General features: G+C 66.7%; 17 protein-coding genes. 8 read left to right on the top strand and 9 right to left on the bottom strand.

The window, feature by feature from the left end:
- Positions 1-18: 18 nt before the first annotated feature.
- Both BBTA_RS05390 and BBTA_RS05385 read right to left on the bottom strand, forming a co-directional pair.
- Positions 19-591: a cob(I)yrinic acid a,c-diamide adenosyltransferase gene (locus tag BBTA_RS05390; protein ID WP_012041434.1), complete on the bottom strand. Its 573-nt coding sequence runs from the start codon at positions 589-591 to the stop codon at positions 19-21.
- Positions 592-609: 18 nt separating this feature from the next.
- Positions 610-804, bottom strand: coding sequence for a twin transmembrane helix small protein (locus BBTA_RS05385; RefSeq protein ID WP_012041433.1), 195 nt, complete (start codon positions 802-804; stop codon positions 610-612).
- A gap of 130 nt (positions 805-934) precedes the next feature.
- On the opposite strand from BBTA_RS05385, the gene BBTA_RS05380 reads away from it, so the two are divergent.
- On the top strand, positions 935-1,828 hold the full coding sequence (locus BBTA_RS05380) for a YihY/virulence factor BrkB family protein (protein ID WP_041751257.1): 894 nt from the start codon (positions 935-937) through the stop codon (positions 1,826-1,828).
- Here BBTA_RS05380 and BBTA_RS05375 read toward each other — a convergent pair.
- Positions 1,755-3,026: an ATP-binding protein gene (locus tag BBTA_RS05375; RefSeq protein WP_244424364.1), complete on the bottom strand. Its 1,272-nt coding sequence runs from the start codon at positions 3,024-3,026 to the stop codon at positions 1,755-1,757. The two genes, BBTA_RS05380 and BBTA_RS05375, sit on opposite strands and share 74 nt — an antisense overlap.
- A gap of 402 nt (positions 3,027-3,428) precedes the next feature.
- Positions 3,429-4,298 (bottom strand): tRNA glutamyl-Q(34) synthetase GluQRS, encoded by an 870-nt coding sequence (gene gluQRS, locus BBTA_RS05370; protein WP_012041430.1) that lies wholly within the window; start codon positions 4,296-4,298, stop codon positions 3,429-3,431.
- A gap of 127 nt (positions 4,299-4,425) precedes the next feature.
- Here gluQRS and BBTA_RS05365 point away from each other — a divergent pair, with 127 nt between their 5' ends.
- The 4 genes from BBTA_RS05365 to BBTA_RS05350 all read left to right on the top strand — a co-directional run bounded on the left by BBTA_RS05365 (position 4,426) and on the right by BBTA_RS05350 (position 8,090).
- Entirely contained in the window at positions 4,426-5,079 is a 654-nt protein-coding gene (locus BBTA_RS05365; RefSeq protein ID WP_012041429.1) for a DNA-3-methyladenine glycosylase, read from the top strand.
- A gap of 104 nt (positions 5,080-5,183) precedes the next feature.
- The gene (locus tag BBTA_RS05360; RefSeq protein WP_012041428.1) at positions 5,184-6,275 is read left to right on the top strand and encodes a DUF2855 family protein; all 1,092 of its coding nucleotides are present in this window, start codon (positions 5,184-5,186) and stop codon (positions 6,273-6,275) included.
- Between the two features lie 68 nt (positions 6,276-6,343).
- Entirely contained in the window at positions 6,344-7,315 is a 972-nt protein-coding gene (locus BBTA_RS05355; RefSeq protein ID WP_012041427.1) for a peptidyl-alpha-hydroxyglycine alpha-amidating lyase family protein, read from the top strand.
- Positions 7,316-7,532: 217 nt separating this feature from the next.
- Entirely contained in the window at positions 7,533-8,090 is a 558-nt protein-coding gene (locus BBTA_RS05350) for an HNH endonuclease (RefSeq protein ID WP_012029992.1), read from the top strand.
- Positions 8,091-8,240: 150 nt separating this feature from the next.
- On the opposite strand, the gene BBTA_RS05345 is transcribed toward BBTA_RS05350, so the two are convergent.
- From BBTA_RS05345 to rutA, 3 genes are all read right to left on the bottom strand, one after another.
- Complete coding sequence (locus BBTA_RS05345) at positions 8,241-9,104, bottom strand: oxaloacetate decarboxylase (protein ID WP_012041426.1); 864 nt, start codon at positions 9,102-9,104, stop codon at positions 8,241-8,243.
- A 94-nt stretch (positions 9,105-9,198) separates the two neighbouring features.
- Complete coding sequence (locus BBTA_RS05340) at positions 9,199-9,828, bottom strand: isochorismatase family protein (RefSeq protein WP_041751256.1); 630 nt, start codon at positions 9,826-9,828, stop codon at positions 9,199-9,201.
- A 95-nt stretch (positions 9,829-9,923) separates the two neighbouring features.
- Positions 9,924-11,006, bottom strand: coding sequence for a pyrimidine utilization protein A (gene rutA / locus BBTA_RS05335; RefSeq protein ID WP_012041424.1), 1,083 nt, complete (start codon positions 11,004-11,006; stop codon positions 9,924-9,926).
- Positions 11,007-11,450: 444 nt separating this feature from the next.
- Here rutA and BBTA_RS05325 point away from each other — a divergent pair, with 444 nt between their 5' ends.
- A complete protein-coding gene (locus BBTA_RS05325) occupies positions 11,451-13,403 on the top strand; it encodes a bifunctional diguanylate cyclase/phosphodiesterase (protein ID WP_012041423.1) in 1,953 nt (650 codons plus the stop codon).
- 38 nt (positions 13,404-13,441) lie between these two features.
- Here BBTA_RS05325 and BBTA_RS05320 read toward each other — a convergent pair whose 3' ends face one another.
- Both BBTA_RS05320 and BBTA_RS05315 read right to left on the bottom strand, forming a co-directional pair.
- Positions 13,442-14,731 carry a DUF4010 domain-containing protein gene (locus BBTA_RS05320; RefSeq protein WP_012041422.1) on the bottom strand — a complete coding sequence of 430 codons (1,290 nt, stop codon included), beginning with the start codon at positions 14,729-14,731 and terminating at the stop codon, positions 13,442-13,444.
- Between the two features lie 86 nt (positions 14,732-14,817).
- The gene (locus tag BBTA_RS05315; protein WP_041750352.1) at positions 14,818-15,105 is read right to left on the bottom strand and encodes a hypothetical protein; all 288 of its coding nucleotides are present in this window, start codon (positions 15,103-15,105) and stop codon (positions 14,818-14,820) included.
- Positions 15,106-15,228: 123 nt separating this feature from the next.
- Here BBTA_RS05315 and BBTA_RS05310 point away from each other — a divergent pair, with 123 nt between their 5' ends.
- On the top strand, positions 15,229-16,368 hold the full coding sequence (locus tag BBTA_RS05310) for an RNA ligase RtcB family protein (protein ID WP_012041421.1): 1,140 nt from the start codon (positions 15,229-15,231) through the stop codon (positions 16,366-16,368).
- The gene (prfH, locus tag BBTA_RS05305) at positions 16,365-16,988 is read left to right on the top strand and encodes a peptide chain release factor H (RefSeq protein ID WP_012041420.1); all 624 of its coding nucleotides are present in this window, start codon (positions 16,365-16,367) and stop codon (positions 16,986-16,988) included. Before BBTA_RS05310 ends, prfH begins: the two co-directional genes overlap by 4 nt.
- Positions 16,989-17,062 lie beyond the last annotated feature (74 nt).

Here is a 17,062-nt window from a genome sequence, read left to right as displayed (position 1 = left end):
ACCTCGCACGCCGCCGGGTTAACGGTTCTGCCCTGGCACCCACAATACGTCACCTGCGCCGTTGCGGTTCGCGGCGCGGCTGGCCACGAACAGGAAATCCGACAGCCGGTTCATATAGCGGATGGCGGCCTCGCTGACGGGCTCGTCCGGCCTCCCTGCGAGTTCCGCGATCATTCGTTCCGCCCTGCGGCAAATGGTACGGGCGACGTGCAGATGCGCCGCCGCCGGAGTTCCGCCCGGGAGCACGAACGAGGTCAAGGGCGAGAGGCGCTCGTTGAGCGCATCGATGTCGCGCTCCAGCCGGTCGACCTGGCTGGCGACGACGCGCAGCCGCTCCGCCTTGCCCTCGCGCTGCGGCACCGCCAGGTCCGCACCGAGGTCGAACAGATCGTTCTGGATCAGCCCCAGCATCGCGTCGATCTCGGGCGCTTCGCCGAGATGGAGCCGGGCGACGCCAATGGCGGCGTTGGTCTCGTCGACGGTTCCATAGGCCGAGACGCGCAGATCATATTTGGGACGGCGCTCACCATTGCCAAGCGCGGTCGTGCCGTCGTCACCGGTGCGCGTGTAGATGCGATTAAGGACTACCATGTTGTTCTCAACGTCCCATCAACGTCCCATGGCCCAGATGGCCGCCATTGCAATGACGACCGCAACGAACTGCAGGATCACCCGCCAGCGCATGAGCTTCTGCGACAAATTCGGCGAACCGCCGCGCGTCATGTTGACGAGGCCGAGGAACAGCACCAAGGCGACTGCGCCGATGGCGATAGGAAGGATGAATTTACCGAGGAGTGAAGCCATTGGGGCTAGATAACACCGCGCGGCTGGGAGCGCCATGGCGGATCGGATGCCGGCTGCTGCAACTTCTGGCTTTTGCGCCCGTATTATTGGATTGTAGAGGACCGGTTGTTTTCGCGGAGTGCAGGGACAGGTGAAGGCGCTTCGCTACATCTTCCACGTGGTCATGGATGCGTTCTACACGTTCCTCGCCGATGACGGCTGGGCGATCGCGAGCCATATCGCGCTGTCCACGCTGATGGCGCTGTTTCCGTTCCTGATCGTCCTGACCTCTCTCGCCGGCTTCCTCGGCTCCAAGGAGCTCGCCGATCAGGCCGCCACCTTGATGCTGGAAACCTGGCCAGCCCAGGTCGCGGATGCGCTGACCGGCGAGATCCACGACGTGTTGACCACGACCCGGACCGACGCGCTGACCATCGGCGCCGTGCTCGCGGTCTACTTTGCCTCGAACGGCGTCGAAGCGTTGCGGGTCGCGCTCAACCGCGCCTATGGCGTCATCGAGCAGCGCCGCTGGTATTGGCTGCGGCTGGAATCGATTGGTTATACGCTGGTCGCGGCCTTCACGGCGCTGGCGATGTCGTTCCTGATCGTGCTGGGCCCGCTGGTGTTAGCCACGGCGCGGCGCTATCTGCCGCTCGCGGTCGAAGCCAATGAGCGCTTCGTCAACCTTTCGCGCTACGGCATCACCATCAGCGCCCTGATCGTCGCCCTGTTCATCCTGCATGCCTGGCTGCCGGCGGGACGCCGCAGCTTCATGCAGATCATGCCGGGCATCGTCTTCACCTTCATCGCCTCGCTGGTGTCGGGCATCGTGTTCGGCCAGTATCTGGCGCGGTTCGCCAACAATTACGTGACGATGTATGCGGGGCTCGCCTCCGTGATCATCGCACTCGTGTTCCTCTATTTCATCGCCGCGATCTTCGTGTATGGCGGCGAACTGAACGCATCGATCATCAAGTCGCGGCTGCCGCGCGGTGTGTCACTTCAAGAAGCGCAGTCGCTAGAGCCCGCGGCGAAACGGGCTTGAGCAGGAACGCATCGGCACCGGCAGCGCGCGAGGCAGCCTCATCCTCGCCGCGGCCGGACACGCCGATGATCGGGATGTCGCCATGCGGGGCGCCGAGGGCGCGGATCCGCGCGACCGTCTCGATGCCGTTGATCCCCGGCAGCACCATGTCCATCAGCACCGCATCGTAGCTTCCTGCCGCGATCCGCTCCGGCGCAGCCTCACCGCGTCCGATGAACTCGGCCTGATGGCCGAGCTCATTGAGGATGGTGTTGAGCACCACGCGACCGAACGGGTTGTCCTCGACCCCGAGGATCCGCAACGGTCGCGCCGGCGCCAAGGTGACGCCGTCCTCGCCTTCACCCATCGTCGTATGCGGGGCCGCGGCGACCAGCAGCGTGACCGTCAGCGTGAACGTCGTGCCGCCCCCCTCATGCGGCGTCACGACCACGTCGCCTCCCATGGCCCGCGCCAGTTGCCGGACCGACGACAGGCCGAGGCCGGCCCCGCCAAAGCGCGAGGCGATGGTGACATTGGCCTGGCTGAACGGCCGGAACAGCCGCTTGATCTCCTGCAGGGTCAGGCCGATGCCGGAGTCCGAGACGCGGAAGGCGACCGCAACCTTGCCTTTGGCGGCGCGCCTCGCCGGCTTGCCGCCGGCCGCCTTGGCCAGGGCGATCTCGAGCGCGACGCCCCCCTGCTCCGTGAACTTCACGGCATTGTCGATCAGGTTTTCCAGCGCCGCGCGCAGCCGTACGGGATCACCGATCACCAGCCCTGGCAGCGCGTCGGACACGTCGACGCGCGCCTCCAACCCCTTGGCGGCAGCGCGCCCCGACAGCGAGTCGCCGGCGGCGCGGGCCAGCACGCGCAGATCGAACAGATCCTCCCGCAGCGACGCGCCGGTGGTCTCGTCCTTGGCGGCGTCCACGAACAAGGTGGCCAGACTCGACAAATGCTCGGCGCCGGCCTTGATCGTATCGACCCAGCGCCGCTCACGCTCGCCGAGTTCGGAGGTGGCGAGCAGATCGCTGATGGCGAGAATGCCAGTGAGTGGCGTCCGGACCTCGTGCGCGAAGACCGCCAAGGCGGCTTCGACGACCCCCGCGGCCGGCGTTGCTGTTGCGGCGGCCTTCAGCACCGGCTTGGCCGATCCAGACTTGGTGGACCCCGACTTGGTGGATCCAGTTTTGGCCACGTTCCGATCGACCCCAGCCATCGCCGTGACCTGAGGAACCCGCTTCTTCAAAGGCCGCGCTTTGGCGCGCTCTTTAGCCGCCGTCGTCTTGCCGGCTGACGCGCGGGACTGTTCTGCCGTGGAGGGCGCCTTTCCGCCGCGCGTCGCGGACGCGCCGGCGGCCCTGGACGCGGCCGGCTTAGCCGATCGGGCCCGACGCCCCGTACTCATCTTCCGAACGCGCTTCATCATGGCCCCTATGACATGAACTCCGGAAACGAAGGGGCACTTCTACTGTCATGTCTCTCGTGCCGCTTTCGATTGAAGCTCCCGATTACCCGCGCTGCTTGTCAGCATGGCACGGTCGTTCCCGGGTGTCACGATCCGCCCGAGGTTGTCCCCGCCGGAAACATGCGAAGAGACCGGACAAAGCAGCCGAAACGGCTACACCAAGCCAATCCTGTGTCGGATTTCCGCCGATGATACGCCTTCCGCGCACAGAGCGCGCAATCCGGTCGCGCGATTGGACTTGGACAGCTTGTGGCCATCGCCATCGCGAATCAGTTGGTGATGGCGATAGAGCGGCGCAGGCAGGCCGAGCAAGGCCTGGAGCAGCCGATGGACGCTGGTGGCTTGAAACAGATCCTGGCCGCGGACGACCTCGGAGACCCCCTGCAGGGCATCGTCGATCACCACGGAAAGGTGATAGCTGGTCGGCGTCTCCTTGCGCGCGAGCACCACGTCCCCCCACGCCTCAGGCCGCGCAATTGTGACGCCGGTCTCTCCGGCCGGCCCGCTGCCGAGCTCGTCCCAGCTCACCTCGCCCACCCGCGCGACCGCAGCCGCCATGTCGAGCCGCAACGCATAAGGCATGCCCCGCGCCATCAGCTCTGCACGCTGAGCATCAGACAGCTGCCTGGCCGCTCCCGGATACAGCGGGGAGCCGTCGGGATCACGCGGCCAGTCGCCGTCGGCGTCCCGTTGCGCCACCAGGCGGGCAATCTCGGCCCGGCTCTCGAAGCTCGGATAGACGAGCCCCATGGCCTGCAGCCGCGCCAGCGCCGCGCGATACTCCGGCAAATGCTCCGACTGCCGCCGCACCGGCAGCTCCCAGGTGATGCCAAGCCAGGCAAGATCCTCGTAGATCGCCTGCTCATAGTCGGGCCGGCAGCGGGTCGGGTCGATGTCCTCGATGCGCAGCAGGAAGCGGCCGCCGGCGTCCTGCGCGCGCTGGAAGTTCAAAAGTGCCGAATAGGCATGGCCGAGATGCAGGTAGCCGTTCGGGCTGGGGGCAAATCGGAAAACGGGTGGCATGTCACATCGTCCTTGCCGGAGTTGAGCAGACGTGATCCGACAATGATCCTTTGTAGGAAGGTTCGATCCGAGATGGATGCGCGGGTCAAGCCCGCGCGCATGACGCTGGAGAAAGTCCCAAGAGCCCATGACCCTGCACCTCGACAGCCAGGATGTCCTCGAGGACGCGGTCCGCACGCTGGTGACGCAGGACAAGCGGCTGGCGCCGATCCTGGCCGCAACCGGCATGCCGGCGCTGCGGCGGCGGGAGCCGGGCTTTGCCGGCATCGCCCACATCGTCTGCGGCCAGCAACTGTCGACCGCGAGCGCGGCGGCGATATGGGGCCGACTGCAGGCGGCGTTCGACCCATTCGATCCCGACGCGATCCGCCGCGCCCGCGCCGACCGGCTGGGACGGCTCGGCCTCTCCGCCGCCAAGATCAAGACGCTCAAGCACATCGCGCGCGAACTCGGCGCCGGGCGGCTCAATCTCGACGTGCTCGCCAATGAGGACGCCGATGCCGCACACGCGACGCTGACCGCCCTGCCCGGCATCGGGCCCTGGACGGCGGACGTGTATCTCTTGTTCTGCCTGGGGCATGGCGATGCCTGGCCGGCCGGCGATCTGGCGGTGCAGGAAGCGGTGAAGGTCGGGCTGGGCCTGGCAACACGCCCGACCGCCAAGCAGATAATGCCGCTGGCGGAAGGCTGGCGACCGCTGCGCGGCGCGGCCGCGCATCTGTGGTGGAGCTATTACCGCGTGCTCAAGAAGCGGGAGGGCATCATCGCGCCGGCCAACTAACAACGCCGGCGCACGCCGTTTGAAACAAAGTTGGGGTTGCAAAATGGTCATGTATAACGGCCAGGATCGGGCATGCGATGCCCATGAACGGCCGAGGTTCCATCATGCAATCGAACGACTTCATCGTCGCACGCCAGGATCTGGAGACTTGCCGGACAATCAGCACGGAACGTCCTGACCGTGACGCGCTGCCGAGCGATGCGCTGCTGGTGAAGGTCGACCGCTTCGCCTTCACCGCCAACAACATCACTTACGCGCTGCTCGGCGAGCAGCTGAAATACTGGCAGCTGTTTCCCGCGCCCGACGGCTTCGGCATCATTCCGGTCTGGGGCTTCGGCGACGTGATCGCGTCCCGCAATCCGGCGGTCGCCGAGGGTGAGCGCTTGTTCGGCTACTTCCCGATGGCGACGCATCTTTGCATCGAAGCCGCCGATATCAGCAAGCGCAGCCTGCGCGACGCGGCCGCGCATCGCCAGGGCGTCGCACCGGTCTACAACGTCTATGCGCGCGTCGGCGGCGATGCGGCCTTCGCCGGTCGGCAAGGCGACCACCAGGCTCTGCTCCGGCCGCTGTTCATGCTGTCGTTCCTGGTCGACGACTTCCTGGCCGAGCAGATGCATTTCGGCGCGACCACCGTGATCCTGTCGTCGGCCTCGAGCAAGACCGCCTTCGGCCTCGCGCACCTCCTGCATACGCAGCGCCGGGGCATCCGCGTGATCGGGCTGACCTCGCCGTCCAACGCCGCCTTCGTCTGCTCGCTCGGCTGCTACGATGAGGTGGTGACCTATGACGCGGTCGACACGCTCGACGCGACAACGCGCGCGGCATTCGTCGACATGGCGGGCCATGCTGGCCTGCGCGCCGCGCTGCATCGGCACTATGGCGACAATCTCGTCTATTCCGGCCGCGTCGGCCTGACGCATCAGGACGGCAGCGACGACGCCACGCCGCTTCCCGGCGCCCGGCCCAGCTGGTTCTTCGCGCCGGACCAGATCAGGAAGCGGGCCAAGGCGTGGGGGCCGGGCGGCGTCGAGACCCGGCTCCGGGCGGCGTGGCGCGACTTTGCCCCGCGGCTCGATGGCTGGCTCACGATCACGGATGCACGCGGGCCGGAGGCTGTGCGGCGGGTCTATCTCGACACATTGAACGGCCGCGTTCCGCCGCACGAGGCGCATATGCTGACGATGGCGGATTGAGCGGATGTCCGCCGCGGGAGAACCGTGTAGCCTTGCGAGACTTCAGCTTTCAGGGGGAGCGCCAGGCGATGTCCGTTCTCGGCACCGGGGACTACATCTATCGCGTCGTGAAGGACTGGGCGAAGCTGCCCGACGGCTGGGCGCTGAGCGACGTCGCTTCCGTTGCCGTCGACAGCAAGGATCGCCTCTACGCCTTCAACCGCGGCGCTCATCCGATGATCGTGTTCGATCGCGACGGCAATTTTCTGACGAGCTGGGGCGAGGGCCTGTTCCGCCGCGCACATGGCCTGTCGATCGACGCCGATGACAATCTGTACTGCACCGATGATGGCGATCATACGGTGCGCAAATGCACCCCCGAGGGCAAGGTGCTGCTGACCATCGGGCTGCCGGAGCGCCCCGCTCCGTTCATGAGCGGCGAGCCGTTCAACCGCTGCACCCACACCGCGCTGTCGCCGTCCGGCGAGATCTACGTGTCCGACGGCTATGGCAACGCGCGGGTCCACAAATACACGCCCGACGGCCGGCTGATCCGCAGCTGGGGCGAGCCGGGCTCGGATCCCGGCCAGTTCAACATCGTTCACAACATCGCGACCGATGCCGACGGTTTCGTCTATGTGGCGGACCGCGAGAACCACCGCATTCAGGTGTTTGACGGCAATGGCCGCTACGAGACGCAGTGGAACAATCTGCACCGGCCCTGCGCGCTGTGCGCCTGCGGGTTCAGGCGCAAGACCTTCATCATTGGTGAGCTCGGTCCGGGCATGCCTGTCAATCTCAACGTTCCTAATCTGGGCCCACGCCTGACGATCACGGATGCGAGCGGAACGCGCATCGCCCGCCTCGGGGGCGAACACGGTCCCGGGCTTGAAACCGGCCGTTTCCTGGCTCCTCACGGCCTGGCGATCGACAGCCGCGGCGACATCTATGTCGGCGAAGTCGGCGTAACCAACTGGAGTACCAGCTTTCCGGACCGCCCGATGCCGGTCGAGGTGCAGACCCACCGCTGTCTGCAGAAGCTGCAGCGGATGCCGGCGTGACCGCGTCGTTTCACGCCCCTCGGCAACGCCGATCTGCAACTGACATGCAATGCAGCGACGGGAGGTTCCGCCACCGTTCCGACCGACTTGGAGATCAGGCTGGGAGCGTGGGAGAAGTGGAGTCAAGCCATTCTTGGGGCTTCACAATCCCGTCACGCTGCATGTAGTATCTGGGGGCATGCTGCTTCGCAGCCGTTATGGAGGCCAGGAGCGTTACTTGAACGCACATGTCTCGCAAGGCGGTTGGCCGGTGTTGGTGCTGAACGCGGACTTCCGGCCGCTGAGTTACTACCCGCTGTCTCTCTGGTCGTGGCAAGACGCGATCAAGGCGGTGTTCCTCGATCGCGTCAACATTGTCGAGTACTACGACAGGGCGATCCGAAGTCCATCCTTTGAGATCCAGCTGCCAAGCGTCGTTTCGCTAAAATCCTTCGTCAAACCGACGACGCATCCGGCCTTCACCCGCTTCAACGTCTTTCTGCGCGACCGCTTCGTCTGCCAATACTGCCACTCCGGCGACGACCTCACCTTCGACCACGTCATTCCGCGCAGCAAGGGTGGCCAGACCACCTGGGAAAACGTCGTCGCCGCCTGCTCGCCCTGTAACCTGAAGAAGGGCAATCTGACGCCGCAGCAGGCCAAGATGTTTCCCAAGCAGGCGCCCTACGCGCCGACCGTCCACCAGCTCCATCGCAACGGCCGGCTGTTTCCGCCGAACTACCTGCACGACAGCTGGCTCGATTATCTGTATTGGGATACCGAGCTCGATCCGTAGCAGCGCGGTTCGTCCGGGTGTCGTACCCTGCGGCGTCTCGGGTTTGCTGCAACGGCGCAGCGCGTGCACGGCGCTGAGGCAAGGCATCGGCCGTTGCCGGATGGCGCGTCGCTCATGCGCAACGTCATCCCCTGATCGCCCGCCGGCACCTCACTCCGTCTCGGAATAGCGCCGCTCGAACTCCCACACGTCCTCGAAGCCGATCAGCCGGTTGAACTCGGCGAAGGAGAACATCGGCACCGCCTCCGTCGTGGTCCCGTGCCGTCGCAGATCGTCATAGGCACGCGTGAGCGCCTCCGCCGTCGCCAGGAAGCCGACCGCCGGAAAGATCGCGACTGCGAAGCCGAGCTGCTTGAGCCGATCGGCCGAAAGCATTGGCGTCCGGCCGCCATTGACCATGTTGGCGAGCAGCGGCTTGTCGATCATGCGGCCGATCTCGGCCATCTCCGCCTCGCTTTCCGGGGATTCAACGAACACGATGTCGGCGCCGGCGTCCGCATAGGCGCGGCCGCGGCTGATCGCCTCGTCGAGCCCCTTGCCCGAGCGGGCATCGGTGCGGGCGATGATCAGGAAATCGGCGGAGCTGCGCGCGTCCGAAGCAACCTTGATCTTGCGGATCATGTCCGCCGTGGGAATGACGCGGCGATGCGGCGTGTGCCCGCATTTCTTCGGAAACTCCTGGTCCTCGAGCTGGATCGCGGTGACCCCGGCTTTCTCGTAGCCGCGCACGGTGTGACGGACATTGAGGAGGCCTCCATAACCGGTATCGGCATCGGCGATCACCGGCGTCTTCGTCATCGCCACGATGCGGGCGATGCGATCGAGCATCTCCGAATAGGTCGCAAGCCCGGCATCAGGCAGGCCGAGCGACGAGGCGACCGTGCCGTAGCCGGTGACGTAGAGCGCTTTGAAGCCCATGCGGTCGGCGATCAATGCCGAGATGAGATCATAGACTCCAGGTGCCGCAATGAAATCGCCTGTTGCGAGCGCCTGCCGCAGGGCTGGGTCCGGCATCGTCGTCCCTCTCGTTCGAGATCCATCCAGTCGCGAGCGTAACAGCCTCGCTTGATGCTTCAACGTCGAAGTGACGACCGGCGCGCGGCCCATCTCATTTGGCGAGGCCGGCGATGTAGGCCAGCGCGTCCTGCTCGCTGACGACATCGGCATACTTCGCGTTCATGTCGAACAGATTGGCCTCATGCGGGCCCTGATGACGATCGCCGCAGGCCTCCCTGACGACGACCGGGATGAACCCGTGGCTGCAGGCATCGACGCAGGATGCCCTCACGCAGCCGCTGGTGGTGAGGCCGGTGATGATCAGGGTGTCGATGCCCCAGCTTGTCAGCGTCGAGGCGAGCGAGGTGCCGAAAAAGGCGCTCGGATATTGTTTGGAGACGACGAGCTCGTCGTCCCGGACGTCGAGGCCGGCGGGCCATGCGCCCAGCGGGCTCCCTGCCAGGAAGTGCCGCAGCGGCTTCGCCTTTTGATAGAAGCGGCCGCCGTTCAAGGCATGCTGATGGTAGACGACATTGGTGTAGATCACCGGAACCCTGGCGGCGCGGGCGGCATTGCGCACCCGGATCGCGGCAGCCAACGCGTCGTCCACATCGGCATAGAGGTCGCAGACCGGCTCGAAATAGGCCTGCACGAAATCGATCAGGATCAGGGCCGGACGGCCGCCGAAGCCGAGGCGGTTTTCATAGACACCCTTGTAGTTGTCGGTGGCGTCGGAGCTCATGAGCAGATCCACTCCTGTATTGCTATCGGGCAGGCGCGGCGGCGAAGCCGCCACGCTTGCCTTTGCATGCAATCGCGAGCCGGCCGCATGCGCGGTCACGCCGCCGGCAACAGCCGCGCGGCGCGGGATGTCATCAGCGGCTGGACATGCTGGCCGAAGCTCTCAATGCCCTGGACGAAATCGTCGAAGGTCAGCATCAAGCCTTTCGTCCCCGGCACGCTGGCGGCTTCGTCGAGCAGCCTGGCCACCGTGGCATAGGAGCCGACAATGGTTCCCATGTTGAAGTTGAGCGCCTGCTCCGGCAGGTTGATGGTCTTGGCGGTCGAGGACCCCGCCGCCGACTGGTCCTTCGAGCCCTGGTCAGCCATCCAGACCAGTGCATCGACATCGGTGCCGTCCTTGTAGGCCTGCCACTTCGCCATGGCCGCCTCGTCGGTCTCGTCCGCGATCACCATGAACAGGACATAGGCGCCGACGTCGCGGCCGGTCTTGGCGACCGCATCGAGCAACTGCTCGTTGAGCTTGACATGGGCGGTCGGCGTGTTGACGCCGGAGGCGAGCACGAAATTATAGTCGGCGTAGGTTGCGGCGAAGGCCATGCCGGTCGGACTCTGCCCCGCCGCCACGATCTCGATCTTGTGCGCCGGCAACGGCTTCATGTGGCAGTCCGTCATCTGGAAGTACTTGCCCTTGAAGTCGGAGGCCCCCGTCCGCCACAGCTCCTGCATCACCTGCACATACTCGGTCGAATAGGCGTAGCGGTAGCCGAAATAGTCGTCGCCGGGCCACAATCCCATCTGCTCATACTCGGCCTTGGCCCAGCCGGAGACGATATTGATGCCGAAGCGGCCGCCGGAGATGGAATCGATGGTGGTTGCCATGCGCGCGACGATCGCCGGCGGCAGGGTCAGCACTGCGGTGGACGCGAACAGCTTGATCCGCGAGGTCACCGCGGCCAGCCCCGCCATCAGCGTGAAGCTTTCCAGATTGTAGTCCCAGAACTCGCTCTTGCCGCCGAACCCACGCAGCTTGATCATCGAAAGGGCGAACTCGAAACCATAATGCTCCGCCCGCTGCACGATCTGCTTGTTGAGCTCGAACGTCGGCTTGTACTGCGGCGAGGCCGTGGAGATCAGCCAGCCATTGTTGCCGATCGGGATGAAGACGCCCAAATCCATTGCGGTCGATCCTTGTGCCAGAAGCCCCGGATCGACGCGAGCAAGGCTGATGCCAAGTCGGTATTATGCAGCCGCGCAGGGTCGCACCGGCTCCGGACAGATGGCGACTGCCCAGCGGACGGTCACATGCCTGCAGCCGCAGCTTCGGGAATGAGCAACCTCAGCGGGTGTCGCGGTCATGCGATCCGCGACGCCGGGAGCCTCAGCCGCTGGTCCGCGCCCGCCATGACCCACCCCGACCGGCTGGGCCGCCGCCGGCCGCAAGGCGGCGTCATCACCGGCCTTCCGGCCCAGGGCTGCCGGGATGGTTCCAGCCCGGTTGCATATTTCATCGCGGATTAACGCCGCCTTAGTCCCCTTTCCGCAAGCTCTTCGACTGCCGCATGGGCCGTCGCCAGGACGGCCTCCGCCATCACCGATTCAGCAGGGCCTTCCGTTCCGCGCATGCCGACCGCACCCAGCGACCCCAAGGCGGCAGCGCTGGCGAAAGCCCAGGCCGCGAGCTCGCTGCAGAACATCTTCCTGACCCTGCTGTCGAACGTGGCGATCGCGACCTCGCTGGCGCTGCTGTTCTATTTCCGTGAAGGCAACACACTGATCTTCTGGTGGCTCGGCGCCGCGATCGCCTTCGCCGTGCTGCGCGCCGGATGGGTCTCGCGGCTCAAATCCTCGGGCCGCATCGCGCAGGATCCGCAGCCCGTGCTGCGCAGCCTGACCGTGATGGCCCTTGCCAGCGGCCTGCTCTGGTCAGTGGTGCCGCTCGCTTTGCCGCTGTTCTCGCACGCACAGAACGTCAACGACGTCGTCTTCATCATGGCCGGCACCACCACCGGCGCGATCATCCAGAGCCTCGCCTATTCGCCGATGGCGATCGCCTTCAGCGCCCCGGTGATGGCTGCGACCATTCTGCGCATGCTGCTCTCCGGCAGCGACGTCGGCTACATCGTCGCGGCCGACGTGGTCTTCCTGACCGTCATGCTGTTCCGCGCGGCGCTGCTCGGCGAACGCAATTTCACCACCAGCCAGAACACCGCGTTCGAGGCCACCGCGCTGGCGGCCTCGCTCGCTGACGCCAACCAGGCCTTGGAGCGGCTGGTGCGGATGGACTCGTTGACCGGGCTGGCCAATCGCAGCCACTTCCGCAGTGTGGCCGGCGCGGCCTGCGCGGCCGGAACCGGGGTCGCGTTCCTGCTGTTCGACGTCGACAACTTCAAGACCATCAACGACACCCGCGGCCACGATGCCGGCGACCGGGTGCTGCAGACATTGGCTGCGCTGCTGTGCTCGGCCTGCGGCGCCGATGATCTGCCGGTGCGATTGGGCGGCGACGAGTTCATCGTGGTGCTGCAGGGTGCGAACGCGGACCGTCGCGCAGTGGCGCTGGGCGAACGACTGATGAGCGCGCTGCTGCGCCCGGTCCTGATTGCGGGCCAGCCCTTGACGGTCAGCTGCTCGATCGGCATCGCGGCCCATGCCGCCGGCGCCATCGATCTGGAGGAACTGTCGGCCAGGGCCGACGCCGCGCTCTATCGCGCCAAGGAGGATGGGCGGGCCTGCATGCGGGTGTTCGACGCGCAGATGCAGTCCGCTTTGACATTGCAGCGCCGCCTTGACTTTGAGCTCGCCGCCGCGCTGGCGCGGCGCGAATTGCATGTCGAGTTTCAGCCGCAGGTCGCAATGGCCACGCAGGAGATCATCGGCTTCGAGGCGCTGCTGCGCTGGAACCACGCCTGCGCGGGACTGATCCCGCCGCCCGACATCGTCTCCGCGGCGATCCGGTTGCGCCTGTCCGCGCAGCTCACGGAGTTCGTCGGCGAGCGGGTCTGCGCCTTCCTGCGCGCGCTCGACCGCAAGAAGGCGCCGCAGATCAGGGTGTCGATCAACGTCTCGCCGCGCGAGTTCCCGATCCACTCGCCGGCCCAGACCCTCAAGACGGTGTCGGAGCGCTACGGGGTCGATCCCAAGCGGATCGAGATCGAGGTCACCGAGGAGGCGATGTTCGACCCGAAGCGCTGCGCCGACGAGCTGAAGCTGATCGATCAATACGGCTTTGCCCTCGCCATCGACGATTTCGGCGTCGGCCATTCCTCGATCGCCAACCTGATGGCGGTCGAGATCGACACCATCAAGATCGACCGCTCCTTCATCCACGGCATCGCCGGCAATCGCAGGGATCAGCAGCTCGTCGCCGCCATCACCGCGGTGGCCCTGCCGCTCGGCCACCGCATCATCGCCGAGGGCGTCGAGAGCGAGGCGGATGCGGAGTGCCTGCGCATGCTCGGCTGCTCCTACGGCCAGGGCTGGCTCTATGGCAAGCCGATGAAGGAGGACGACGCGATCGGCTGGCTGGTGCAGCGTCGAGCCGCTGCTATCGAGCCGCTGCCGCGCAGCGCTTAGTCGGCGACGTGAGGGCCGCACGCGCAGGCCGCGGCCCGTCAATACGTGAAGACAGCATGCGCGAGGATCGGGGCGAACGCGCCGGCCCAGGCCGCGGCGACGACGACAATCAGCCCCGGTATCAGCCGCGCCGCGAATGACCCGCCGCCGCTGGTCCATGCCACGACGATCTTGCTGATGGTGTTCGCCGTCAGCGCCGCGAGCACCGGAATGACCGCTTCGGCGGTGCTGATCTTCCCGGAGGCGACGAGCGTGGCAGCCGCCGCCGCCGGCGCATGCGTGTCGACGAGGCCGGCCACCGCGGCGCTCACCACGAGGCCGGCCTCGCCGAAGGCCTGGCGCAAACCGGCGGAGAGCACGAGCACCACGGAGATCGTCAATGCCAGCAACAAGGCCCCGGGCAGGCTGAAAGCGCGTCCGAGCTCCAGGTCCGCGGAGCCCGTCTGCCGCAGGCCGAGGACAGTGAAGACCGCGCCATAGAGCGCGGCCGCCCCGCCCGCACATAATAGCGGGATCAGCAGCGCCTTGAATGCCGGCACGCTGGTTGCCGCCAGCACCGCAGCGAGCTGCACGATGGTGGCAAGCGTGGACAGCGTTGCGCCCGCCGCGGCGGCTCCGGCCAGCTCAGGCAGCTTCCGCGCGCGGGCGCCCATCGCTCCTATCGTGGCCGTACTGGAGACGAAGCCGGAGGCAAAGCCGGACACTGCGAGTCCGCCGCGGGCGCCGAGCAGGCGCATCGCAACATGCCCGGCCGCCCCGATCGCCATCATCAGCACGACCAGCATCCAGATCGAGCGCAGGTTGAGCGCGCCGAACGGACCGATCGGCTGGTCGGGAAGCAGCGGCAGCACCACCAGGGTGGCCGCGGCAAAGATCAGTCCGTCCTTGAGCTCGCCTTCGCTCAGCACCGAGCGCACGAAGCCGTGCAGCACCGGCCGGGCGGCGAGCAGCACCGTCAGGATCACCGCGACTCCGGCTGCCAAAGCGGCGTGCTCGGTGGCGAGCCCCCCCAGCAGAACCGTCAGGACCAGCGCCGTCTCCGACGTCAGTCCGGGATCATCGCTGCGGGACCGCGAATAGGCGATGGCCGTCAGGACGACGACACCGGCGGTGACGACCGCGAGCAGCATCTTGCCGCCGATCAGCATGCTGATAGCGCCCGCGAGCGACGCGACGGCAAAGGTCCGCAATCCCGCCGGCGATCGTCCCGGCCCCTCGCCCTTCCGTCGTTCCCGCTCGAGTCCGATCAGCAGACCGATGCCGAGCGCGACGACGATTGCGACGAGTTCGCGGCTGGAGCTGAGGGTCATGATCTCGGACATCGACATGGCTCCGGATCGCCCAATTGCAGCGCCGCGTCAATCGGTCCTTCCGGCCAGGGCGCGGACGGAGCCGATGATCAGCATGCATGTCGTCAGGCTGAGCATTGGGCCCGCCGCGGCACGGACCCATCGCCGACCGCCGCCGCGAGCCATCGACTGACTATCGCGAAGATTGTCAGGTCGCCACTGAGATCCTCTATCTCCTCGGCGAGTTCCTGGCGTCGTTCTGACGCCAAGACAATCACGCCGTGTCGCGCCCGCCACAGCCAGCCGCTCTCCTCCACCACCGCAATTGTCAAACCACTCGCGATGTGATTAGTAGCCGCCGGCGTCGAGCATTCCGCTCCGCCGCACAGGAGAGAGACGATGACTGCGATCATCCGTTGCTCCGCCAGGAGCCGTCGGGCCTGATCCTCGCTTAGCCGAGGCCTGGTCCGGCACGCGTGCGTCCGCACGCGCTGACTATCCCTGACAAGATCGTCCTATCTCTCCAAGGTACCCACATGGGCAATTCCCATCGCGTGGACGGCCGTGCGCCGGTCCACGGCTTCTACACATCCAGCTCCTGGATCGAGGGCGCCGCTGTGCGCCAGCTCGAAACAGTCGCTGACATTCCTGGCGTGCGCGCGGTCGCCGGCCTGCCGGACCTGCATCCCGGCAAGTTCGGCCCGGTCGGCTGCGCCATCCTCGCCGACCAGATCCATCCGGCCTTCGTCGGCTCCGACGCCGGCTGCGGCATGGCACTGTATCAGCTCGATCTCGCGTCCCGCCGCATCCGCGTCGACAAGGCGGCCGACCGGCTGCGCGACATCGCAAAGCCCTATGACGGCGATATCGCAAGCGAGCTGATAGCTCACGAGCTGCCATCGTCCGATTTCGATGCCGCGCTCGGCACAATCGGCGGCGGCAATCATTTCTGTGAGCTGCAGGCGGTGGAAGAGGTGTTCGATCCGAGCTGCGGCATCGATCGCGACCGCGCCTATCTGCTGGTGCATTCGGGCTCGCGCGGCCTCGGCCACGCCTTGCTCGAACGGCATGTCGCGGACGGGCTCAAGCCGCTCGCGCCCGACACCGAGGCCGGACAGGCGTATCTGGCAGCACATGATCATGCGCTGCGTTGGGCGTCGTTGAACCGGGCTATCATCGCACGGCGGGCAGCGACGGCCCTGCGCTGCGAGGCCGTCTCCGTCTGCGCGTGCTCGCATAATTGCATCGCGCATCGCGCCGAGGGCATGCTGCACCGGAAGGGTGCGGCACCGTCGGATCAAGGCCTCGTCGTTGTGCCAGGCTCGCGTGGCGCGCTGTCTTATCTGGTCGCACCGCTCGCCACGGCGCCCCAGGAGGCACTGTGGTCGATCGCCCATGGCGCCGGCCGCAAGTTCGACCGGTCGTCGATGATCGGCCGCGTCGGCGCCACCAAGTCGGATCGCGAGCGGCTGTCGCGCAATCCGTTCGGTGGCCGCGTGATCTGCGAGGATCGCGCGCTGCTCGCCGAGGAGGCGCCGGAGGCCTACAAACCGATCGCCGGCGTCATCGCCGATCTCGAAGCGTTCGGGCTTGCGCGCGTCGTCGCCAGCTTCCGGCCGCTGGTCACGGTGAAGAAGATCGCAACGATCCGACCGCGCAAGGAGGACCGCCGATGAGGCGGCTCCTTCTCACGGCGGGGCGCGGTCCCGCCGAGTGCAGGCTCGCGGTCGCGCATGCACTCCAAGCGCTCGCAGCCGAAGCCGATGCAGCGGATTGCGATTGCGCGATCGCTCAAAACGAGGCGGACCGGCTCGGCCCGGCCAGCGCGATCGTCGTGCTCGATGGACCTCTCGCGGACCAGATCGCGCAGCGCTGGACGCAGGGCCCGCTGCTCTGGGTGTGCCGCAGTCCGCTGCGGCCGCATCACGGCCGCAAGAACTGGTTCGTCGGCATCGTCGATCTGCCGCTGCCGCACCAGGTGCCGGACCTCGCGGCCGCCGACGTCAGGTGCGAGAGCTTTCGCGCCGGCGGGCCCGGCGGCCAGCACCAGAACAAGACGGAGAGCGCTGTGCGCGCCATCCACCTGCCGACCGGGCTCACCGCAATCGCGCGCGACGGCCGCTCCCAGCATCGCAACCGAGCGCTGGCGCTCACGCGCCTTGCCGCGTTGCTGGACGGCCGCGCGCGCCTGGCCGAGGCCGGCGAAGCGCGGCTGGTCCACGCCGCGCATGATCGCGTCCAGCGCGGCGCCGCGGGCCTGCGCTTCGAAGGTCCGGCGTTCAGAGCGGTTGAATGAGGATTGGGCAGCCAGGCGGCGAAACGCTCCTGGCTGCTCCTTCATGGAGCAATCGTGCCCAGTCATCCCACCCC

It is taken from the genome of Bradyrhizobium sp. BTAi1 (genome assembly GCF_000015165.1).
Taxonomy (GTDB): Bacteria; Pseudomonadota; Alphaproteobacteria; order Rhizobiales; family Xanthobacteraceae; genus Bradyrhizobium; species Bradyrhizobium denitrificans.
This window is presented reverse-complemented; position numbering and strand designations above follow the sequence as displayed.